Genomic DNA, 19,412 nt, shown 5'->3' with positions numbered 1-19,412 from the left:
GCCTACGCCTTCCTCGACGACTTCGTGCTGCTCTATCCGGTCTATGCCGTACTGTTCGCCGGCACCGGGCTGTCCACCGCCGAGATCTCCTCGCTGTTCGTCATCTGGGCGGCCACCTCCCTGCTGCTGGAGGTGCCGTCAGGCCTGTGGGCGGACGCCTTCTCCCGCAGGCGGCTGCTGGTGGTCGCGCCCCTGCTGACCGCGTCGGGGTACGCGGCGTGGACCTTCTTCCCCTCCTACGCCTCCTTCGCGATCGGCTTCGTGCTGTGGGGCGCGGGCGGCGCGCTCCGTTCCGGGACGCTGCAGGCGCTGGTCTACGAGGAACTGGCCAGGGTGGGCCGGTCCAGCGCCTACGCGCGCCTCATGGGCCGGTCCGAGGCGATCAGCACGGCGGCCATTATGGCGGCGACCGTCCTGGCGGCGCCGGTCCTCGCCATGGGCGGCTACCTGGCGGTGGGTTGTGCCAGCGTCGCCGTCACCCTGCTCGGCGCCCTCGCCGGCCGCTCCTTCCCCGAGTCCCGCGGCCCGTCCCCGGAGGGTCAGGGCTTCGGCACGGTGCTGCGTGACGGCGTCCGCGAGGTACGGCGCGCCCCCCGCGTCAGGAGCGCCCTGGTGCTCGTCGTGGTGCTCATGGGCGCGGGCGCGCTGGACGAGTACATCCCCCTGCTCGCCGAGTCCACCGGCGCCGGCGCGTCCGCCGTGCCGCTGCTCGTCCTGCTCGTCACGGCGGGCACCACGCTCGGTGGATGGTTCGCCGGGCGCGGCACGCGGTGGGCGGCGCCCGCGCTGGCCCTCGCCGCCGGATGCCTGGCCGCCGGGGCCCTCGACGGCCGTCCCGCCGCGATGATCCTGGTCGCGGTCGCGTACGGGATCTTCCAGTGGGCGATGACCGCGGCCGAGGCCCGCCTGCAGGACCGCATCGCCGACCGGGCCAGGGCCACGGTAACCTCGATGGCCGGCTTCGGCGCGGACGCGGTCACGGTGCCGGTGTACGCCGCCTACGGTCTCGGGTCCACCCGGCTCGGCCCCGGACCGCTCTACGCGCTCGCGGCCATCCTGTACCTGCTCATCGCCCTGGCACTGTGGCGAGGCGGATCGGGCGAGCGAGCGGACCGAGAGGGGGGTTAAGCGATGATCTCCATCTGGGCCATCATCCCGATCGAGGAATGCTCCAGGTAGTGGCAGTGGTACACGTACCGCCCGAGGTAGTCGCCGAAGGTGGCCTGGATCCGCAGGGACCCGCCCGGCGGGACGTGCACGGTGTCCTTCAGGCCCGCGTCCTGCGGCAGCGGCGGGCCGCCGTTGCGGTCCAGCACCTGGAACTGGGCGAGATGCATGTGGAACGTGTGGTCGATGGTGATGGTGTCGGCGTTCCTGACGTGCCAGATCTCGGTGGTGCCCCGCCTGATCTGGAAGTCGACCCGGCCCGGATCGAACGGCCTGCCGTTCACCAGCCCTACCGGGTCGGTCCCCGACAGGTCGAAGCTCATCGCCACCTCGCGCTCGACCGGCGCCACGGGCAGGGCGGGCAGCGGGCGCAGCACGTCGGGCAGCCAGCTGTCGTCCGCCGCCTCCCGCGTGACGTCGAACCTCAGCACCGGGTCGCTCCCGTTGAAGAGGATCAGCTGCTCGCCGACGGGGTGGCGCGAGAAGTCCACCACTATCTCGGTCCGCTCCGCGGAGGCGAGCACCAGCTCGGTCACCGGCACGGGCGCGGGCAGCAGGCCACCGTCCGAGGCGATCTTCATCATCTCCTGGCCGCCGAGGTTCAGCCGGAAGACGTGCTCGTTGGAGGCGTTGAGCAGCCGGAAGCGGTACTTGCGCGCGGCGACCGGGAAGTAGGGCTGGATCTTGCCGTTGGCGAGGATCGTGGTGCGGTTGGCCGGGTCGTCGAAGAAGATCAGCCCGCCGGTCTCGTCGAACTCCGAGTCGCGCAGCATGATCGGCACGTCGTACGCCCCCTGGGGCAGCCTCAGGGACCTCTCGCTGTCGTCGTCGATCAGGTAGAAGCCGTGCATGCCCCGGTAGACGTGCTCGGCCTCCATGTGATGGCTGTGGTCGTGGTACCACAGCGTCGCGCCCTGCTGGGTGTTCGGATAGTCGTAAAGCCGGGCCTCGCCGGGCTGGATGACGTCCATCGGATGCCCGTCACTGCCCGGCGGCACGTGGCCGCCGTGCAGGTGCACGTTCGCGGGCATGTCCAGCCGGTTCCCGTACACGATCTTCACTGCGCGCCCGGACTTCGCGCGGATGGTCGGGCCGACGAAGGAGCCGCCGTAGGTCAGCACGGGGGTGCGCAGGCCGGGCACGATCTCGACCTCGGCGGGCTTGATCACCATCTTGTAGATGTCGGTGCCGTAGGCGGACTGCGCCGGCTGCAGGACCGGCGGCACGGGCATCCGCACGGAGAACGGGGTGACGGCCGGCCGCACGCCGGTGGCCGCGGTACGGGCCCCCAGGTGGTAGCCCTGGTGCAGCGGCTCCCCCTCCTTGGCCCCGACCGGGGTCAGCTTGGTGAACGGGAGCAGCATCGCCCCGCCCATGGTGGCGCCGAGTGCCAGTAATCGTCGCCGGTTCAGCATCGGTTCCCCAATCGATACGCGTCCGGGGCGCGGCCCCCTCCGAACCGCCGCAACGCACCCCCCGGCGAGACACTCGCCACAAGAACGTTGCACCCGCCGTATCCGCGGTGGCTTCCTTTAGATTGCTGACTCGCGCCCGCTACACCCCTGTTGCGCCCTGCACAGGACCCACCGGGTCGGACACGACGGCTTCCCGATGGAGGTCGTCCACGGGCGGCACGGCTCCATCATCCTGACCAGACCCGTCGATGACACCGAAGTAGAACTGGGCGGCCACTGCGCCACCGAACCGTCCTCCCCCGAAATCCAAGCCCAAGTAGACAAGCTCTACGAACCCGCAACATCGGCCATAACCGGCTAACACGATGACCACGTGCCTCCACCCGGGAACCCCGTTCCCCGCCAGGTGTGGTCACTGGGCGAAGGATGAGGGTGCCTCGCGCGCGTCGATCAGCTCGTCCCAGTGTTCAGACGCCCAGGCGCATGCGGCGTCGAGCGGTTCGAGCAGGCTACGGCCGAGCGGGGTCAGCTCGTATTCGACCCGCTGGGTGGGCCCGGCGTAGGCCGTCCGGGCGACCAGGCCGTTGCGCTCGAGGGTCCGGAGCGACTGCGTGAGCACCTTCGCGGTGATGCCGCGCAGGGGGACCCGGAGCTCAGAGAAGCGCCGCGGGCCGTGTTCGAGACAGCGGATGATCATTCCAGCCCATTTGTCACCGATGCGGATCGGCGAGAGATCGGACGGGCAGAGCGGGTCGAACATGTCCGGATCAAGCGGTTCTGTCACGGCTCCACGCTAACCGGTATCCGGCTGGTAACCAGGTGCCTGAGTACCGTTCGAGGCGGCGATCGATGACCGCGATCGGCCCCGGAGGAGAGGTACTCAATGAGCGAGATCATCGTGTTCGGCGCGGGCGGCAGGGCCGGGCGGGCGGCCGTCCAGGAGGCCTTGCGGCGCGGCCACCAGGTCACCGCTGTCGTCCGCGACCCGGCGAAGTACGGCGACGTCGCATGGGACGGCGCGGCGGCGGACGACGTGACGGCAGGCGGCACGACGGCAGGCGGCGCGGCCGCGACGGACAGCGTGGTGTCACCGGTCGGCGTGGTGACCGGGGGCGGCGAGGTGACCGGGGGCCGTGTGGTGGTCGTCGCCGGTGATGTCACCGACGGCACGAGCGTCGCCCGGCTCGCCAAGGGGCATGACGCCGCGATCAGCGCCGTCTACGACCCTGTCGTACAGCCGGACGTCTTCTTCACCGAGGCCGCACGCGCGTTGCTGGACGGCCTCCCACGGGCCGGCGTGGAGCGGCTGATCGTGGTCGGCCTGGCATCGGTACTGGAGACGGCATCTGGCGCGTTGCTCATGGACACACCCGGCTACCCGCAGGAGTACCGGTCGTTCTACCTGGGACACGCGGCCGGGACGGACGTGCTGCGCGGCGCGGCCACCACCCTCGACTGGCTCGTCATGAGCCCTTCCGGTGACTTCGACCACGGCGGAGCGCGTACCGGCGGATACCGCACGGCCCCCGCCGAGGCGGCGTCCCGTATCTCCTACGCCGACTTCGCGATCGCCATGCTCGACGAGATCGGCACCCATGAGCACCACCGGACGCACCTGGGCGTCGAGGAGAGCTGATGGAGGAACCCTGGCCTCCCTCCGTCCCCCCCTGGCAGTCTGTGATGATGCGCGGACGGGTGACTCACGATGGATCCACGCTTCGCGAGGCGAGGCACGACTGGTGGGGGGTCGTGCTGGAAGCGCCCGACGCGCGTGAACTCGCGCTCTTCTACTCGAGGCTTCTGGGCTGGGAGATAGCCAAGCAGAGCCCGGAGGATGCCGCCATCGGCCCGCCGGAGGGCGTCGCGTACATCGCCTTCCAGACCTCGGCCGGGTACGTGCCACCGGTCTGGCCCGCCGAGGAGGGGGCGCAGCGGATGACGATGCACCTCGATTTCGAGGTGGTGGACCTTCCCGCCGCGGTCGCGCACGCGCTGGAGCTGGGCGCCCGGGAGGCGGACCATCAGCCCCAGGACAACGTCAGGGTGCTGCTCGACCCGGCCGGGCACCCGTTCTGCCTGTACACCGACGGATAAGGCACCCCACCGGAAATCCGGGAGTCGAGTGCCGTCCTGCTCCACCGCGCCGCCGTCCTGCTCCGCTGCTCCACCGCGCCGCCGTCCTGTTCCGCTGCGGCGCCGTACGCCGAGCGGTACGCCCGCGCGGCCCACCGCCATCGCGGTAGGTGAGTGAGGTGCCACGACCGGCCCGGCCTCACCAGGCAAGACCCCGCTTCTCTCCCCGATGACCGGACCCCGATCACAACGGGCGCGCTCGCCTTGTGCTGAAAGTTTCAGCCACTCAATGAGGCGGCGGCACGCCTTGCCTGCGGCTATGAGGTTGCGGACCAGACGTCACCGGCCTTGCTCTTCTGGGGACCGGCGGCGATTACCTACGATCCGAGGACCGGTGGGAGCGCTCCCACCCTCTGGACTGGAGTATGCAATGGCTCGTAGAAGGCCCACATGGGCGGCCACCCTCGCCGCGGCCGCCATGGTCGCGGCGGGGGCGGCCATCTTCCCCTCATCCGCCGCCCAGGCCGCCGACTCCGCCTTCTATGTGGATCCGCAGACCAACGCGGCCAAATGGGTCGCCGCGAACCCCAACGACAGCCGTACCGCGGTGATCAGGGACCGGATCGCCGCCGTCCCCCAGGGCCGGTGGTTCGCGAGCTACAACCCCACGACCGTGCGCGGCCAGGTCGACACGTACGTCGGCGCCGCCGCCGCGGCAGGCAAGATCCCGATCATGGTCGTGTACGAGATGCCGAACCGCGACTGCGGCGGCGCGAGCGCGGGCGGCGCGCCTGACCACGCCTCCTACCGCAGCTGGATCGACCAGATCGCGGCCGGCCTCGGCGGCCGCCCGGCGACGATCATCCTCGAGCCGGACGCGTTGGCGATCATGACGAACTGCATGAACTCCTCCCAGCAGGCGGAGGTGAAGGCCTCCATGGCGTACGCCGGCAAGAAGTTCAAGGCCACGTCCTCCCAGGTCAAGGTCTATTTCGACATCGGCCATGACGCCTGGCTCCCGGCCTCGGAGGCCGCGTCCCGGCTGAACGGCGCGGACGTCGCCAACAGCGCCGACGGCATCGCGGTCAACACCTCGAACTACCGGTCCACTTCAGGCCTGGTCTCGTACTCGAAGAGCATCATCTCCGCGACCGGCGTGTCCAAGCTGCGCGCCGTCATCGACACCAGCCGCAACGGCAACGGCCCCGCCGGGAGCGAGTGGTGCGACCCGGCGGGCCGCGCCACGGGCACCTGGAGCACGACCAACACCGGTGACTCGTCAATCGACGCGTTCCTCTGGGTCAAGCCTCCGGGCGAGTCGGACGGCTGCATCGCCACCGCCGGACAGTTCGTGCCCCAGCGGGCCTACGACCTGGCCATCGCCGCACCGCCGCCCACCGGCAACCCGACCCCGACGCCGACCCCCACTCCGACACCGACCCCCACCCCCACTCCCACGCCCACCCCGACCCCCACGCCCGCTCCTCCGCCGAACGGCGCGGGATGCACCGCGGCCTACAAGGTGACCAGCAAGTGGCAGGGCGGCTTCCAGGGCGAGGTCACGGTGAAGAACGCCGGGACGGCGGCCATCAGCGGCTGGAAGGTCCAGTGGTCGTTCCCGAGCGGTCAGTCGATCACTCAGGCGTGGAACGGCAACGTCTCAAGCAGCGGCGGGAACATCACGGTGACCAACCTGAGCTGGAACGGCAACGTCGCGGCCAACGCGACGGTCACGTTCGGGTTCCTCGCCAACGGAAACGCCGACACCAGCACGCCGTCCCCCATCACCTGCACCTCTTCCTGATCCAGTACCGGCACCCTCCCGGCCGTCCCTGATCGGGAACCGGCCCTGCCGTCCCTGAGCAGAACCTGCTCGACCGTGTCACCCGGGCCTCTGCACGCACCTCAACCCGCAGAGGCCCGCGCACGCTTCAGCCAGAAGCCGAGCAACTGCGCGTCGCCGAGGATCTCGACGCGTTCGCTCAGAACGGACGCCAAGCGCGCGCCGGGCTCCCCGGTGTCCTCAGGGGGAGACGAAGCGCCGGACGAAGGCGAGGGCGGTGTCGGCGACCTCGCGCCAGCCGCTGTCGATGGTGAGGGAGTGGCCGCGGCCGGGCAGTTCGACGATCTCGGTGACGGCGTTCGCGTTGCGCTTCTGCTTCTTGTAGGAGGCGTTGGCGATCGCCCAGGGCACGGTGTTGTCCTTCTCCCCGGAGATGATCAGCAGGGGGCCGCGCTCGGGGTTCGTGCTGTCGACCTTGGTCTCGCTCCAGGGGTTGAAGTTGCCGAAGGCCGCCTGGAACAGGGGCGCACCCGGGGCGGGCACCGAGAACGTCTCGTACAGCTCCTTGGCCTCCTCCTCGCCGACCGCGTTGGCGAAGGCGAAGCGGAACTGGTCGTAGGTGAGCGGGATGGCCCGGTGGATGTTGGCCGGGTTGGTCAGCACCGGCGCCGCGGCCCGCAGCGCGGACACCGGCAGCGGCAGCACGCCCTGGAAGGGAGCGGGGTCGATGGCCACCGAGGCGCAGGACAGGCCCCGGCCGGCCAGGATCTGCGCCAGCAGGCCGCCGAAGGAGTGGCCGATCACGGTGGGCTTGCGCTCGAGTTTGTTGATCAACTCGGCGAAGTGGTCGGCCACCTGCCCGACGGTCTTGTCCGCGAAGACCTCTGGATGGGCCTTGGCCTCGGCCACGGTCTCGGGGTCGTCCGGCCAGCCGGGGGTCACGGGAGCGAAGCCCGCCTCGGCGAACACCTGCGCCCACCGGTCCCAGCTGCTGGGCAGCAGCCACAGTCCGTGGACGAAGACGACCGGAATGCGGCCGGACGCGTTGGCCTGCTCGATCTGGGCGATGTCGTGGGCGTTGGTCATGGTCACTCCTTGGTGGACAGGAAGGCGATGGCCTGCTCGATGGCGTCCTGCGCCGCTCGGCCGTGATCACCAGTGCCGGGGGCAGGCCCGCCGGTTCCTCGACCGACGCGCGCAGACAGGTACGGCGGGTTCGCGGTCGCCTCCGCGAACGCCCGCGCCGCCGGCTCGAGTATGGCTTCGGACATGGACATCACGCTCCTGACCTGTGGACGTGATGAGAACTATGGTCGAGGCCCGCCCTGGTGGAATCCTGGAAACGCCTTAGTCTTTCCGTGACCATCGGCACAGGCAAGGTGCGCGACCATGATTTTGCAGGGCCGGGAGCGAGAACGTGAGCGGCCGGCCGAGCTGCTCGCCCGTCACCGCCCGCCCCCTTCGTCCCAGGTGTTCGCTCTGACATGAGGAAGTGGACCGAGCGCCCCAAACGTTACAAACAACCTCCCAACTGTGCCGATGAGCGCCCGGACGAACACGCCCGAGGTCAGTCCGCGACGAGGCGCGACCTGACCCCTCCCTGCTCGCGCTGCCGCCGGACGACGTAGGTGCCCGGCGTACAGCCCGTCGCCCCATGCTCGGGATGCAGCAGGTAGGCGACGGCCGAGGTCTCGAAGATGCCGATCGCCAGCCGGTCGGAGTCCGACACGTTGGTCGTCCACCGGCAGGTGTCCAGGCCCGCGACGAGCGTGTGCGGGTTGCCGCCGGCCACGCCACGCAGCAGCTCGACTCCCTCGGGCGGCACGTCCGTCCAGTGGGCAGCGGGCCAAGGCCGCACGTACGAGGCGACGACGGGGAGCGGGATGACGATGAGGTCGCCCTGGGCTTGGAGCCCGTCGACGACGGGGATGCTCACCGAGTGGTCGAGCACGGCGAGTCCGGTCTGCTGGGAGAGCGAAGCGAGAGTCACGGTCATGGAAGTCACCTCAGGTTCGTCGGACGAGAAGGGAGTACTGCTCGGCGGACAGCCCGTAGGTCCAGCCGGCGGCGGCGATCGGATCTTCGAAGACGCCCGGCACGGTCAGCCCGTACCGGCGGCGACGCCCGTCCCGTTCGACGGACCCGTTGACCGCGAGGAGCACCCTGGTCTCCCTCCGCATGTCGTAGAGCCGCAGTTCCGAGCCGGGGTTGCCGGGGTCCGGCGCGGAGGCGACCAGCCGCAGCCCGGCCTCGGCGATGTAGGCCGACCAGCCGATGTGCTCGATCGCGCACCGCCTGACCTCGACATTGGCCTCGCGCTCGATCCGGTGGACGCTCGGATCGGTGACCACCCAGGAGGGCACCCGCGTCCCGTGCCAGGCGTGCACGTCCCAACCGTCCGCGTAACGCACCGCCGGGCCGTTCGCACAGTGCGCCCGCACTTCGCCGTCATCGCCCCACACCTCCGTGTGGACGGCGACGGGCCGCTCGGAGATGACGCACACGCCTTCACGTGGCCACCACCAGCCGCACGACCTGGCCACGGCCGCCCAGAGATCGAAGCGCCGGGTCTGCTCGGGAGTGAAGACCACGCCGGCCGCCCGGCGGAGGGCGTCGTAGTGGGCGATCCAGGAGACGCACTGCACCTCGTACCAGGCGTTCCTCGGGTGGAACGGCGAGTCGTGCGCCGCCTCGAGCGGCATGAGAAGCGAACTGTTCCTGGATCGCGAGAGCGAGCCGCGAACCTTCTGGTGGATCAGCTGGTCCAACGGCCGATGGACCCATCTGACCTGGGCGTCGAGTTCGAGGCGCATCTGCTGCGCCAGCAAGGTGAAGCGAGGCGGCAGCGGCCATTCGGACATGCGCTCGACGGCCTCGCGAGGCCGTAGCCGCACACCCGGCGGGACGGTCGCCAGGGCCGCGACCGGTGAGGGAACCCAGTGGAAACGTGGTGGAGCGAGACCGACCAGGCGGTACAGCTCGGAGATGGCGGCCTCTGCGGCCGGACGGTCGGCGGGCAGCGTCGACAACGCCCGGCCCAGCCATTCTTCGCGGATTTCGGCAGCTTCCCGCTGCACGAGAACGCTCACCAGATGAAGGTGGCGTCGTCCTTTCTCACGATCATGTCTGGAATGGTGACAGATCGACGCGGCGTCTGTCCACCGTCCCCTGCGCGCGGCCGCCCGCCTGACCGAGGGGTCAGACGGCCGTGAACCCGGCGAGCACCACAATGGTGATCCCCCGCGCCAGGCGAGGCACCGGAACCTGCGACAACCCAATCCCCCCGCCTCAGACCAAGGCAAGCCTATGGGCGGAGTCCGGAGGTATCGGCCAGCCAGTCGAAACCGCGGCGCGACCACGAGCACCCCCAGGCATCAGGGGATCACGAGCGACGTGGCACCCTCTCATCCGCCCGCGGAGATGACGCCTTGTCGGACGGAGATCCATCGGTCATTCGATCGTCCGGGACCTCGTCGCGGCCGGACTCGTAGCATCGCGGCATGAGATCGTCGCGGCTGCGGTCGTTCTCCGCCGACGACATCCCGGCACGCTGACGACCAGGCGATGCTCGAGCCTCGCTCTCGAAGAGCGCATCGAACGAATGGGGACGCATGACGGGCACGGACCATCGCATCCTCGCCGAACGGGTGGAACTGGTCCCGCTGGCGGTGGAGGACGCCGACGAAATGGCGGAGGTGCTGGGCGGCGAGGAGCTGTACACCTTCATCGGCGGCTCACCGCCGACCCGCGAGTCCCTGCGCGCGAGGTACACCAGGCTCGTCGCCAGTCGATCGGCCGACGGCTCGCAGGACTGGTACAACTGGATCGTCCGCCGCGGGCCGGACGGGCAGGCGGTCGGCACCGTGCAGGCGACGGTCACCGACGGCGGACGGCACGCCGAGATCGCCTGGGTGGTGGGCCTGGCCTGGCAGGGGCAGGGGTACGCCTCCGAGGCCGCGACCGCGCTGGCCGGCTGGCTCGGCGCCCGTGGCGTCTCGCGGATCACGGCCCACGTCCACCCCGACCACCACGCGTCCATGGCGGTGGCGCGACACGCCGGCCTGGAACCGACCGGCGACTTCCACGACGGCGAACGCCTCTGGCTCCGCGAATGACCCGGCAGGCGCCGCCGTACCCGGCCGACCTTCGTGGACTTCGCGCAAGGCCGCCCCAAGACGTACGAGGAGATGATTGCCCCGGACCACCAGGTCGAAGCGAGCCGCCCGACTCTAGGGCACGCATGACCTTCGAGGCGGTGGCGTCGGCGATCAGTGTCGCCGTCACACCAAGCGAGCGTCGGCGAAGGACTCGATCATCACCGGCATCCGGTCCGGCGTCGAAACTCGGTTGCCGCGGGTGACGGGGTCCGCGATGATGCCGCCACATGGGCGCAACGAAAATGCATGCCGATGAGATCGAGACCGATGTCGGGCTTGTGCGTCGCCTGCTCGCGGGGCAGTTCCCGCACTGGGCCGGTCTGCCGGTCGAACCGGTCGCGTCGTACGGGACGGATCACGACATCTATCGGCTCGGTGACCGCCTGGCTGCTCGGCTGCCGCGCATCGGATGGGCCACCGCGCAAGCGGCGAAGGAGGCGGAGTGGCTGCCGAAGCTCGCGCCGCACCTGCCGCTCGCGATTCCCGTGCAACTGGCGATGGGGCATCCGGCCGAGGGCTATCCGTTCGCCTGGTCGGTGTACGAGTGGTTGCCCGGGGAGAACGCCAACGGCACGATCGGCGACCTGGATCAGGCGGCAGTCGATCTGGCCGCGTTCGTGACCGCGCTGCGCCAGGTTGACACGGCTGGTGCACATCCGCGTCCTCCCGGCGCTCGAGGTGGACCGCTTGCGGATGGCGACGAGCATGTTCGCCGGTCGATCGCGCAGCTGGGCGACCGAATCGACGGCGATGCCACGCTCCGCTCGTGGCAGGAGTCCCTGAGCGCCCCGGCATGGGACGGGCCGGAGGCCTGGGTACACGGCGATCTGCTGCCGGGCAACCTGCTCATCGTGGACGGCCGCCTGTCGGCGGTCATCGACTTCGGTGGCCTCAACGTGGGCGACCCCGCGTGTGACCTGCAGCCTGCGTGGAACGTCTTCGCGGGTGACAGTCACGAGCGGTTCCGCGTCGAACTCGCGGTCGACGATGCGTCGTGGTCGCGTGGCCGCGGCTGGGCGCTCTGTCAGGCCGTGACGGGGCTGGCGTACTACTGGGACACCAATCCCGGAATGATCCGCCAGACCTCGCACGCACTGGCGCAAGTCCTCGCCGACGGCTCCCGCTGATAGGGGCCCACGCTCCCCCCTGTGACAGGCTTCCGAGAACGTCAAGCTCAGAGAACGTCAACGAGAAGGGACATGGCGATGGGCGACAGACACCCGGCGCTAGCGCGACTCGACGCCCTCGTAGGCCGCTGGGCGGTACAGCCGAAGGTTCCCGGCGTCGGCAGCGCATGGACAGAGTTCGCCTGGCAGGACGGCGGCGCGTTCCTGCGGCAGGAGTCCGACATCGATTCGATTCCGGCCACGACACCAAAGGCCTGGCGGGAGAACGCGCCGTTCCCGACCCTCGCGCTGATCGGGCTGGACGACGCGAGCGAGGAGTTCACGATGCTGTACGCCGATGCCCGCGGCGTACATCGGGTGTACCGGATGACGTTCGCCGAGGGCGAGTGGCGGATGTGGCGGGATGCTCCCGGATTCGACCAGCGCTTCACCGGCACGCTGAGCCCGGACGGGGACACCGTGGAGGGGCGATGGGAGATGTCGAAAGATGGCGTGACCTGGAACCTCGACTTCGAGCTCACGTACTCGCGTATGCGTGACTCTTAGCGCAGATGGCGGATGCGGCGCGGTGGCGTGTGACCGTGTGAAGGGGTGTCCTGTACGGCCATGGTCCCCCTGAAGACGCGCCCGTGGCGTTCGTCGAGGAAGAGGTCGATTCCCAGGCCAACATAACGGGGCTGGTCGGCATCTAAGTGAACATGGAGCAGAGAATCTCTGTACGGGTCATGATCTCGGTGACCGCTATCGCCGCCGCCACGGCGGCCTTGACCTCGGCACCCGCGCTCGCCGCGACCGCGCCGATCCCGGCTTCCGGTGAAGCGCCCGCCGCCGCCAGTGGCCTGCTCACCACGGCTGCTGCGCCTACCACTACCAGTGAAGAGGCGCCCAAGTGCATCCGCGTCAGGGGCGCGGCGGCGTGCGTGGGACCGGACGAGAGCGACCGGCCGGGGATCTCGATCGAGGACACTGAGCCCGACAAGCTCCATGCCACGGTCGAGTACTACCTGAACGGCTACCTGGGCACGAAATATGTCATTCACAATCTGGCGGGCGAAGGCGAGATCCGGGGAAGTCGCGAAGTCGGCAAGATCGTGACCTTCAGAGCGGCGCTGTACAGAGGAAATCATCGGATCAAGGTCAGCCGATGGAAGACGGCTCTCAGCGACACCAAGTACCCCGTCAAACGAGATGTACGTGTCACCCCGTCCACCGCGCGGGCACGGTCGGAGATCTGCACCTCGACCAAGGGCGCCGCCAGCATGTGCTTCGCCGAGAAGAACACGTTCGTCTTCGCGTGTGACACAGGTGCCGACCAGAATCAGGCCCGCGCGGAATACTTCGTGGGGGGCGATCCGACGGCGCGTTTCGAGATCCATCAACTGGCCGGGTTCAACACCTGCGGGAAGGCCGAACACGGCGATCTCGCCATAAGCAAGTACCGCGCCTCGGTGTTCGATCACAACCACCGGGTCGCCACCAGGCTGTACAAATACAATTAGGTCAGGCAGCGGGACCGGCCTGCCAGAGGTGCAGGCCGGTGGTCGCGTACACCTTCACCGTCCGCCACGGTAGTAGTAGTCGGCGAGGGCGGTGCAGGTCCTCGCGGACGGCAGGTCATATGACTGGCTCAGATCGCGTGAGCTAGCGACCCGGGCCCTGCCGGTCCACGGCGTGGCCGTCCTGCCGGTCACTGGTGTGGGCGGACCACGCTGTCCCTCGGGTGGCGAAGGGAGAGTATCGAGGCACCCAGCGCAGCAGCGCGCCCGCGGCGATCACCCCTACCGCACCCATCGCGGTGATGCCGGAGGCCAGGCTCCCCAGCCCGGCGGCGGCGGAGACGATGAGCGGTCCTCCGGCGCTTCCTGAGTCGGCGCACAGCCGCCACAGGCCGAGGAACTTCGCACGGGTCTCCGGCGGCGCGACGTCCGCACCCAGAGTCATCAGGATGCCTGCGCCGATCCCGTTGCCGAATCCCATGAGCATCGCCACGACGGTCAGCGACACGAGGCCGTTGGTGAGCGGCAACAGGCCCTGCGTGATCCCGAGTACGAGCATCGATGGGACGGCGATCCACAGCCTGCCCGCCCGGTCCATGACCTTTCCTGAGGGATAGAAGGTCATGGTGTCCACGAGGCCGGCGATCCCGAAGACGATGCTCGTCATGGAGGGGTTCAGGCCGAGATGCTCGGCCCACAAGGGCAGCACCGTCTGCCGGGTGGCGCGCACCGAGCCGACAAGGAGCACGGCCACACCGAGGGTGAGGAACACCTTGTGGTGCCGCACCACCACCGAACGGACGGAGATGGATGACGAACGGCGCCCTTGGGCCGTGGTGGGGTCGGACACGTCAGGAACGAGAAGGACGATCAGCCCGGCTGCGATCGTGCATCCCAGGCTGAGCCAGAAGATGGTGCCCACCGGATGGTCGTGCACGACCGCGGCTCCGATGAACGGCCCGATGAAAGCTCCCACCCGGCTCATGCCGCCAAGCGTGGACATCGCCCGGGCCCGGAGCGCCGTGGGGATGATCTCGGTGAGATACGCCTGCCGGGCCAGTACGAACACGGCGTTCGTCGCCCCGGTGGCCGCGACGGCCAGCCCCAGTTGCCAGACCGTGCGCGCCATGGCGCATCCCAGGAGCGTCACGATCGCGACCCCGGCCGCGATGAGCATCGCCTTGCGGTCGCCGAGCCGGGCCGCGAGGGCTCCCGCAGGTACGTCTCCCAGAATCTGCCCCACGCCCAGCAACGCCAGGATCAGCCCCGCCTCCCCGATCGAGGCTCCGAGCGCGCGCCCGCTCAGTGCGATCATGGGTGTGAGCGCACCCATACCCGTCTCGAAGACCAGCGCGGGCAGGAAGACCGCCGGCGCCACGCTGATGAGGGACACCCGAGGAGAACTCACCGGCATCAGCCTCGCTTCGACCTCCTTGGGTGCGTCACGCCTGGGCGATCATATTCGGGCGTTCATCACGAGTCGCAAGCAGGGTAACTCCAACGTCGCAATACCCGCCAATTGCCCCCATGTGGACGAAAAGGGATGAAACCTCGCAGGTGCCGCTCGTCTCCCTACCGGATCGTCGAGGATCTTTGAAGCCGGTGGCCGCAATCCGAGCGCGGTCGGACGCCGGTTCGCGATGCCAGGAAGAACAGGCTTCACCCCCCGCAGGCCACCTCCTAGCGATGTGGTCGACTGGTACAAGGGGCTTGGCTATGCGTCCGTGGCAGCACTGGCCGATGAAAAAGCGTTTCACGATCTTCGCAGGCGTGGCGGCCGCTGCGCTGTGCGCGCTGTGCGCCACGCTGCTCATGGTCACCATCCATCGGCTCGCCACCGAGTACCTCACCAACGAAGTCACGGCCGCGAGCCAGCGTGTGGCTTACCTGGTCGAACAAGGAAGGATCCACAACCCCATCGCTCACAGCCAGATCCGCAACCTCCAGGTGGTGGACTCCCAGGGGAGGGTCGTCGTGGCGAGCAAGGAGATGCAGGGTAAGCCGCGCATGGCCACGTTCGTTCCCCGCGACTCCAGCGACACCGCGGTCGTATGCGACCGTGTCTTTCCTCGTGACGAATGCGACATCGTGGTCGCCCAACGGGTTTCCCGCTCTGGCCAGACGTTCATCGTCTACAGTGCCGCCCCGGTGGTTCCGCCCCTGGTCCATCCCATGTTGGCAACGCTGATGCTCGGCATCGGGGTCCTCCTCACCGGCCTCATCACCTACGGCACCTACCGGGTCGTCAGGGGATCCATGAAACCGGTGGACGCCATCCGCACCAAGTTGGACGAGATCAACACCACCTGCCTGGACAGCAGGGTGCCGATCCCGCGGAGCGAAGACGAGATCCACGCCCTCGCCGAAAGCGTCAACCACACCCTGGATCGGCTGCAGGCCGCGGTCGAGCGCCAGCAGCGGTTCACCTCGGACGCCTCACACGACCTGCGCACCCCGATCACCGCGATGCGCGCCCAGGTCGAGGACGCCCTCCTGGCCCCGGACGACACCAGCGTGAGCGAGGTTGGCAGCGTCCTGCTGGGCAGCCTCGACCGGCTGCAGGCGATCGTCTGCGACCTCCTGCTGCTCGCGCGGCTGGACGCCGGGGTGCCGTGCGCTCACGGGCGGGTGGATCTCGCCGAACTGGCCGCCACCGAACTCGCCAACCGTCCCCCGGCGAAGAAGGTCGAGTGCGACCTGGAGGACGGCGTGGTGGTGATGGGCGACAGGCTGCGGTTGGCCCGATTGCTGGCGAACCTGGTCGACAACGCCGAACGGCACGCCGACCGCCGGATCACCATCAAGGTGTACCACGAGGAGGACGGGCAGGCCGGCGACCATCGCTTCCCCGCGGGCACAGCCGTCCTGGAGGTGCTCGATGACGGCGCCGGCATCGCACCTGAAAAGCGCGACAGCGTCTTCCAGCGGTTCGTGCGCCTGGACGAGAGCCGCGCGAGGGACTCCGGGGGTACCGGCCTGGGCCTGCCGATCGCCCGGCAGATCGCCGAAACCTGCAGCGGCACCCTCATCATCGAAGATTCCCCCAAGGGCGCGCGCCTCGTACTCCGGCTCCCCATGGCGTCGACTGAGTCTTCACCTGCGAGCCAGGATTGAGCGGCGAACGACGCGCGGGTGACGCTGCTGGACGCGGCCGGGAACGTGGTCGGCGCCACGACGACCGGCGAGGACGGCGCGTACGCCTTCGCCGACCTGACCGGCGGCCAGCGCTGGAGCCGGATGCCGCGCGGAGCACGCCGACCGGTTCGCTCCTCCTCCACTGTCGGCACTCAACGAAGAGGTCGTCCGTGCGGAAGCCGGTCGACCCGGGCCGTGATCGCGGGCTGACCCCGACAACAGGCGGCGCCAGGCCGAATGGGATCCGATCACTTCTCCTCGTGCGGGATCTGCATCGCCTGGACGCGAGCATCCTCGCCGAGCTTGGCCTGACGGCGGCGGCGCCGGGAAGCCAGACCCGCGACGACGAGCCCGCAAAGGACGACGAGGAAAAGCAGCAGTGCCCAGGGGATGGTCCAGGCGTGCGCCGTGGTCTCGACGACGGCGAGCGGGGCGACCGAGTTCGACGCGTCGGTGAGCAGCGGGACGAGGCCGACCGTACCCGTCAATCTCAGCGCGGGAGCCACTCCGTGTACCGGCACGGAGACCTTCCAGGTGTCGCCTGGGAGTAGTTGGGGCGAGTCGTCGATCTGCCCCGCGCGGACGCCCAAGCGCCCGAAGGGGCCGGATACGGACACCGCCTGCCGAGCGGCGAGGATGGCGTTGCCCGTGTTGTGGATCGTGTACGTGACGGTCGCGCCACCCTTACCGAAAGGATTGGACGTGCCCGAGTAGCGCACGTGCAGGTCCTCTACCGACAGGCTCGGCTTGAGCACTCCACCCACGCGCAGACGGATCCGGACGCCGAGCCGCCGGTCCACATTGGTCCCGTCCGTTTCGCCGGCCTGCGTCGGCGAGGTGACGATGCCGCCCAAGTATTCGCCGGGCGCGGCGTTGTCCGGAAGAGTGACCGTGAACGGCACCTCGACCGACTCGCCGGGCCGGACCGTCACGTCGGGCCGGTCCGTGTGGACCCACGCACCCACCCGTGTCGACTTCGCGTCCTTGGTGACCAGGTCGAGCCGGCCCTCCTTGGCGGTGAACCCATCGGCGGCGTACACGGCAAGGTGCAGCGGCGTGGTGCCGTGGTTGACGACCACGAGACCGTCCTTGAGCTGCCCCCCCGGGTTGATGGTGTAGCTGTAGTTCTGCCGGCCGGACCCGAAGTCGTTGGAGGCCGTCGTGACCGCCCAGGAGGCGTCGCCGTCCGCCGCCGCAGCAGGTCCGGCCACCACTTCGAGGAAGCCGAGCGCGGCGAGCATCACCACGACGGTGGCCTGGGCGAAGGCTCGGGCTGGTGTGGTCGTACGTGGTCTGGGCGGGTGCATCTGGTGATCCTCAGGCGGTCTGGGAGCGAGGTGAAAAACGTACGGTGGGGTGGGCAGCCGACGGCGCCCACCCCACCACCTGGAGCGGCCGGATCAGCTCAGCGTGGTGAGCCTGAGATCCCCGGCACCGCCCTCGGTCGTCTACTGAAGCCAGCCGGCCTTGCCGACGAGGCCATTGCCGTTGCCCTTGCCGCCGTACGGGCGGATGACCACCTTGTCGACGGTGGAGCCGACCGGCTTAGCAGCGCTGGCGCCGCTGTCCGGGCCGCACCACGGGACCTTGCCGAGTTCCACCGCGGCGTTGGGGGTGACGCAGGTGCCGCTGCGGATGTTCTCGACGACGAGCTTGTTGTCGCGCACCTGGACCTTCACGTAGGTGCGGACGTGCTCCTGGTTCTCGACCGAGTTGGCCCAGTGGCTGTTGGGGTTCAGCGGGTCGGGACCGTAGTTCGGGTCCTGGGTCGTGTCCGGAGCGGTGAGGTCGTAGTACTTCGAACCCGACGCGGAGTTCGCCGTCACGTAGATGACGCCGCCCGGCCCCTGCGCCACCTGGGCGGCACCGGGCTGCTCGCTCTTGTTCGCCTTCTGGCCGTTCTTGATCACGTAGCTGCGGGAGTAGCTGTGGTCGTGACCCTGCAGGACCAGGTCGACGCCGAGGTTCGAGAACGCGGTCGGGAAGTCCTGACGGCGCTGCTTGTTGTCGGTGTCGTTCGCGTGGTCGGCAGGCGAGTAGATCGAGTGGTGGTAGACGAGCACCGTGTACTTGGCGTCGTTGCCGTGCGCCTTGACGACGTTGGTGATGTAGCTGATGTGCGCGGCGTCGGCGCCGGTGGCGTAGGCGTTGCTGTTGAGGTCGATGAACAGGACGCCCTTGTAGATGTACCAGTAGTCACCGCCCGACCGGATGGTCGCGTCGCCGTTGTAGAACGGCGCGGAACGGTCGGTGTTCGGGGTCCAGAAGTGCTGTTCGTACGCCTTGCCGCCGACGTCGTGGTTACCGATGGTGGCGGCCCACGGGTACTGGCGCAGCTTGTCGGACGCGAGGAACGCGTTCCACTGCGTCTCGGTGTTGGCGGTCTCGACCTGGTCGCCGCCCGAGACCAGCAGCTCGGCCTTCGGGTTGGCGGCGAGGGAGACGTTCAGGGTGTCCGCCCACCCGGCGCCGTCCTTCGCCACGTCGCCGGACGAGCCGATCTGCGGGTCGCCGAAGAACAGGAAGTCGAAGTTGCCCTTGAAGTCCTGGGTCTTGAACGAGTACGTCGGGGACCAGTTGCCCTCGGTGCCGACGCGGTAGGAGTAGGAGGTGTTCTTCTTCAGGCCGTCGATCGTGGCGTGAGCGTTGTAACCGCCGTTGACGCTGTTCGCGGCGACCGTGGCCGGGAAGGAGACGGCGTGCTTGTCGAACTGGCCCTTGACGAGCTTGGAGGTCGGCGTGATCTGGACCACCTGCGCGGTGCCGACCGAGGAGTACCAGGACACGACGCGCTGCGACTCGGTCGCGCCCACGCCGAGGATGATGCCGGTGGCCGTCGTCGAGCCGGCGTCGGCGTGAGCCGCCGTCGCCAGGCCGCTGCCGAACACGGCGGTAAGGCCCATGACCGCCGCGGTGGCGCCCACAGCCATCCGGCGTCGGACAGGTCCGGGGCCCTGTGTCCGGTTGTCGAACTTCATTGGGTTTCCGTCCATTTGAGGGGCATTAACGAGCTTTGTTACGGTTTCGGAGGTCGGTGTCCTGGAAGTGAACGTGAGACA

At 69.1% G+C, this 19,412-nt stretch carries 19 protein-coding genes; 10 read left to right on the top strand and 9 right to left on the bottom strand.

Translation table 11 applies throughout. The features are described from left to right. The first annotated feature begins 24 nt into the window (after positions 1-24). Positions 25-1,128, top strand: a complete 1,104-nt coding sequence (locus MYF83_RS08775) for an MFS transporter (RefSeq protein WP_248959724.1) — start codon at positions 25-27, stop codon at positions 1,126-1,128. On the opposite strand, the gene MYF83_RS08770 is transcribed toward MYF83_RS08775, so the two are convergent. Further along, complete coding sequence (locus MYF83_RS08770; protein ID WP_248959723.1) at positions 1,125-2,582, bottom strand: multicopper oxidase family protein; 1,458 nt, start codon at positions 2,580-2,582, stop codon at positions 1,125-1,127. The two genes, MYF83_RS08775 and MYF83_RS08770, sit on opposite strands and share 4 nt — an antisense overlap. Before the next feature lie 412 nt (positions 2,583-2,994). After that, entirely contained in the window at positions 2,995-3,366 is a 372-nt protein-coding gene (locus tag MYF83_RS08765) for a winged helix-turn-helix transcriptional regulator (protein ID WP_248959722.1), read from the bottom strand. Positions 3,367-3,465: 99 nt separating this feature from the next. Between MYF83_RS08765 and MYF83_RS08760 the strand changes: the two genes are divergently transcribed. The 3 genes from MYF83_RS08760 (at position 3,466) to MYF83_RS08750 (ending at position 6,459) form a co-directional block, all read left to right on the top strand. Beyond that, the gene (locus MYF83_RS08760; protein WP_248959721.1) at positions 3,466-4,218 is read left to right on the top strand and encodes an NAD(P)-dependent oxidoreductase; all 753 of its coding nucleotides are present in this window, start codon (positions 3,466-3,468) and stop codon (positions 4,216-4,218) included. A gap of 59 nt (positions 4,219-4,277) precedes the next feature. Beyond that, positions 4,278-4,676, top strand: coding sequence for a VOC family protein (locus MYF83_RS08755; RefSeq protein WP_248959720.1), 399 nt, complete (start codon positions 4,278-4,280; stop codon positions 4,674-4,676). A gap of 409 nt (positions 4,677-5,085) precedes the next feature. Beyond that, a complete protein-coding gene (locus MYF83_RS08750; protein ID WP_248959719.1) occupies positions 5,086-6,459 on the top strand; it encodes a glycoside hydrolase family 6 protein in 1,374 nt (457 codons plus the stop codon). Positions 6,460-6,678: 219 nt separating this feature from the next. Here MYF83_RS08750 and MYF83_RS08745 read toward each other — a convergent pair whose 3' ends face one another. From MYF83_RS08745 to MYF83_RS08730, 4 genes are all read right to left on the bottom strand, one after another. Next, positions 6,679-7,524 carry an alpha/beta hydrolase gene (locus MYF83_RS08745; RefSeq protein WP_248959718.1) on the bottom strand — a complete coding sequence of 282 codons (846 nt, stop codon included), beginning with the start codon at positions 7,522-7,524 and terminating at the stop codon, positions 6,679-6,681. Between the two features lie 2 nt (positions 7,525-7,526). Then, positions 7,527-7,709 carry a hypothetical protein gene (locus MYF83_RS08740; RefSeq protein WP_248959717.1) on the bottom strand — a complete coding sequence of 61 codons (183 nt, stop codon included), beginning with the start codon at positions 7,707-7,709 and terminating at the stop codon, positions 7,527-7,529. A gap of 296 nt (positions 7,710-8,005) precedes the next feature. Continuing rightward, positions 8,006-8,434 (bottom strand): DUF8820 family protein, encoded by a 429-nt coding sequence (locus MYF83_RS08735; protein WP_248959716.1) that lies wholly within the window; start codon positions 8,432-8,434, stop codon positions 8,006-8,008. A 10-nt stretch (positions 8,435-8,444) separates the two neighbouring features. Continuing rightward, positions 8,445-9,515, bottom strand: a complete 1,071-nt coding sequence (locus MYF83_RS08730; RefSeq protein WP_248959715.1) for a DUF6745 domain-containing protein — start codon at positions 9,513-9,515, stop codon at positions 8,445-8,447. Between the two features lie 534 nt (positions 9,516-10,049). Between MYF83_RS08730 and MYF83_RS08725 the strand changes: the two genes are divergently transcribed. From MYF83_RS08725 to MYF83_RS08710, 4 genes are all read left to right on the top strand, one after another. Further along, positions 10,050-10,553, top strand: a complete 504-nt coding sequence (locus MYF83_RS08725) for a GNAT family N-acetyltransferase (RefSeq protein ID WP_248959714.1) — start codon at positions 10,050-10,052, stop codon at positions 10,551-10,553. A 269-nt stretch (positions 10,554-10,822) separates the two neighbouring features. Next, positions 10,823-11,722 carry an aminoglycoside phosphotransferase family protein gene (locus MYF83_RS08720; RefSeq protein ID WP_248959713.1) on the top strand — a complete coding sequence of 300 codons (900 nt, stop codon included), beginning with the start codon at positions 10,823-10,825 and terminating at the stop codon, positions 11,720-11,722. A 78-nt stretch (positions 11,723-11,800) separates the two neighbouring features. Continuing rightward, complete coding sequence (locus MYF83_RS08715) at positions 11,801-12,268, top strand: hypothetical protein (protein ID WP_248959712.1); 468 nt, start codon at positions 11,801-11,803, stop codon at positions 12,266-12,268. 179 nt (positions 12,269-12,447) lie between these two features. Continuing rightward, a complete protein-coding gene (locus MYF83_RS08710; RefSeq protein ID WP_248959711.1) occupies positions 12,448-13,221 on the top strand; it encodes a hypothetical protein in 774 nt (257 codons plus the stop codon). Positions 13,222-13,363: 142 nt separating this feature from the next. On the opposite strand, the gene MYF83_RS08705 is transcribed toward MYF83_RS08710, so the two are convergent. Then, a complete protein-coding gene (locus MYF83_RS08705) occupies positions 13,364-14,626 on the bottom strand; it encodes an MFS transporter (RefSeq protein WP_248959710.1) in 1,263 nt (420 codons plus the stop codon). Between the two features lie 332 nt (positions 14,627-14,958). On the opposite strand from MYF83_RS08705, the gene MYF83_RS08700 reads away from it, so the two are divergent. Both MYF83_RS08700 and MYF83_RS08695 read left to right on the top strand, forming a co-directional pair. Next, positions 14,959-16,332: a sensor histidine kinase gene (locus MYF83_RS08700; protein ID WP_248959709.1), complete on the top strand. Its 1,374-nt coding sequence runs from the start codon at positions 14,959-14,961 to the stop codon at positions 16,330-16,332. An 18-nt stretch (positions 16,333-16,350) separates the two neighbouring features. Beyond that, positions 16,351-16,563: a hypothetical protein gene (locus tag MYF83_RS08695; protein ID WP_248959708.1), complete on the top strand. Its 213-nt coding sequence runs from the start codon at positions 16,351-16,353 to the stop codon at positions 16,561-16,563. Positions 16,564-16,601: 38 nt separating this feature from the next. Here MYF83_RS08695 and MYF83_RS08690 read toward each other — a convergent pair whose 3' ends face one another. Next, entirely contained in the window at positions 16,602-17,660 is a 1,059-nt protein-coding gene (locus MYF83_RS08690; protein ID WP_248959707.1) for a WxL protein peptidoglycan domain-containing protein, read from the bottom strand. A 141-nt stretch (positions 17,661-17,801) separates the two neighbouring features. Beyond that, entirely contained in the window at positions 17,802-19,277 is a 1,476-nt protein-coding gene (locus MYF83_RS08685) for a purple acid phosphatase family protein (protein ID WP_248959706.1), read from the bottom strand. Positions 19,278-19,412: the final 135 nt, after the last annotated feature.

Origin of the sequence: Sphaerisporangium perillae, assembly GCF_023276435.1 — a bacterium.
In the GTDB taxonomy this organism is placed as follows: Bacteria; Actinomycetota; Actinomycetes; order Streptosporangiales; family Streptosporangiaceae; genus Sphaerisporangium; species Sphaerisporangium perillae.
The sequence above is the reverse complement of the archived record's forward strand: the minus strand, read 5'-3'. Positions and strand labels throughout refer to the sequence as shown.

Coding starts and splice junctions, on each gene's coding strand:
- MYF83_RS08700 (WP_248959709.1), top strand. CDS start 14,959: ATGAAAAAGCGTTTCACGATCTTCGCAGGCGTGGCGGCCGCTGCGCTG.
- MYF83_RS08690 (WP_248959707.1), bottom strand. CDS start 17,660: ATGCACCCGCCCAGACCACGTACGACCACACCAGCCCGAGCCTTCGCC.
- MYF83_RS08770 (WP_248959723.1), bottom strand. CDS start 2,582: ATGCTGAACCGGCGACGATTACTGGCACTCGGCGCCACCATGGGCGGG.
- MYF83_RS08740 (WP_248959717.1), bottom strand. CDS start 7,709: ATGTCCGAAGCCATACTCGAGCCGGCGGCGCGGGCGTTCGCGGAGGCG.
- MYF83_RS08735 (WP_248959716.1), bottom strand. CDS start 8,434: ATGACCGTGACTCTCGCTTCGCTCTCCCAGCAGACCGGACTCGCCGTG.
- MYF83_RS08745 (WP_248959718.1), bottom strand. CDS start 7,524: ATGACCAACGCCCACGACATCGCCCAGATCGAGCAGGCCAACGCGTCC.
- MYF83_RS08710 (WP_248959711.1), top strand. CDS start 12,448: ATGATCTCGGTGACCGCTATCGCCGCCGCCACGGCGGCCTTGACCTCG.
- MYF83_RS08760 (WP_248959721.1), top strand. CDS start 3,466: ATGAGCGAGATCATCGTGTTCGGCGCGGGCGGCAGGGCCGGGCGGGCG.
- MYF83_RS08715 (WP_248959712.1), top strand. CDS start 11,801: ATGGGCGACAGACACCCGGCGCTAGCGCGACTCGACGCCCTCGTAGGC.
- MYF83_RS08720 (WP_248959713.1), top strand. CDS start 10,823: ATGGGCGCAACGAAAATGCATGCCGATGAGATCGAGACCGATGTCGGG.
- MYF83_RS08725 (WP_248959714.1), top strand. CDS start 10,050: ATGACGGGCACGGACCATCGCATCCTCGCCGAACGGGTGGAACTGGTC.
- MYF83_RS08750 (WP_248959719.1), top strand. CDS start 5,086: ATGGCTCGTAGAAGGCCCACATGGGCGGCCACCCTCGCCGCGGCCGCC.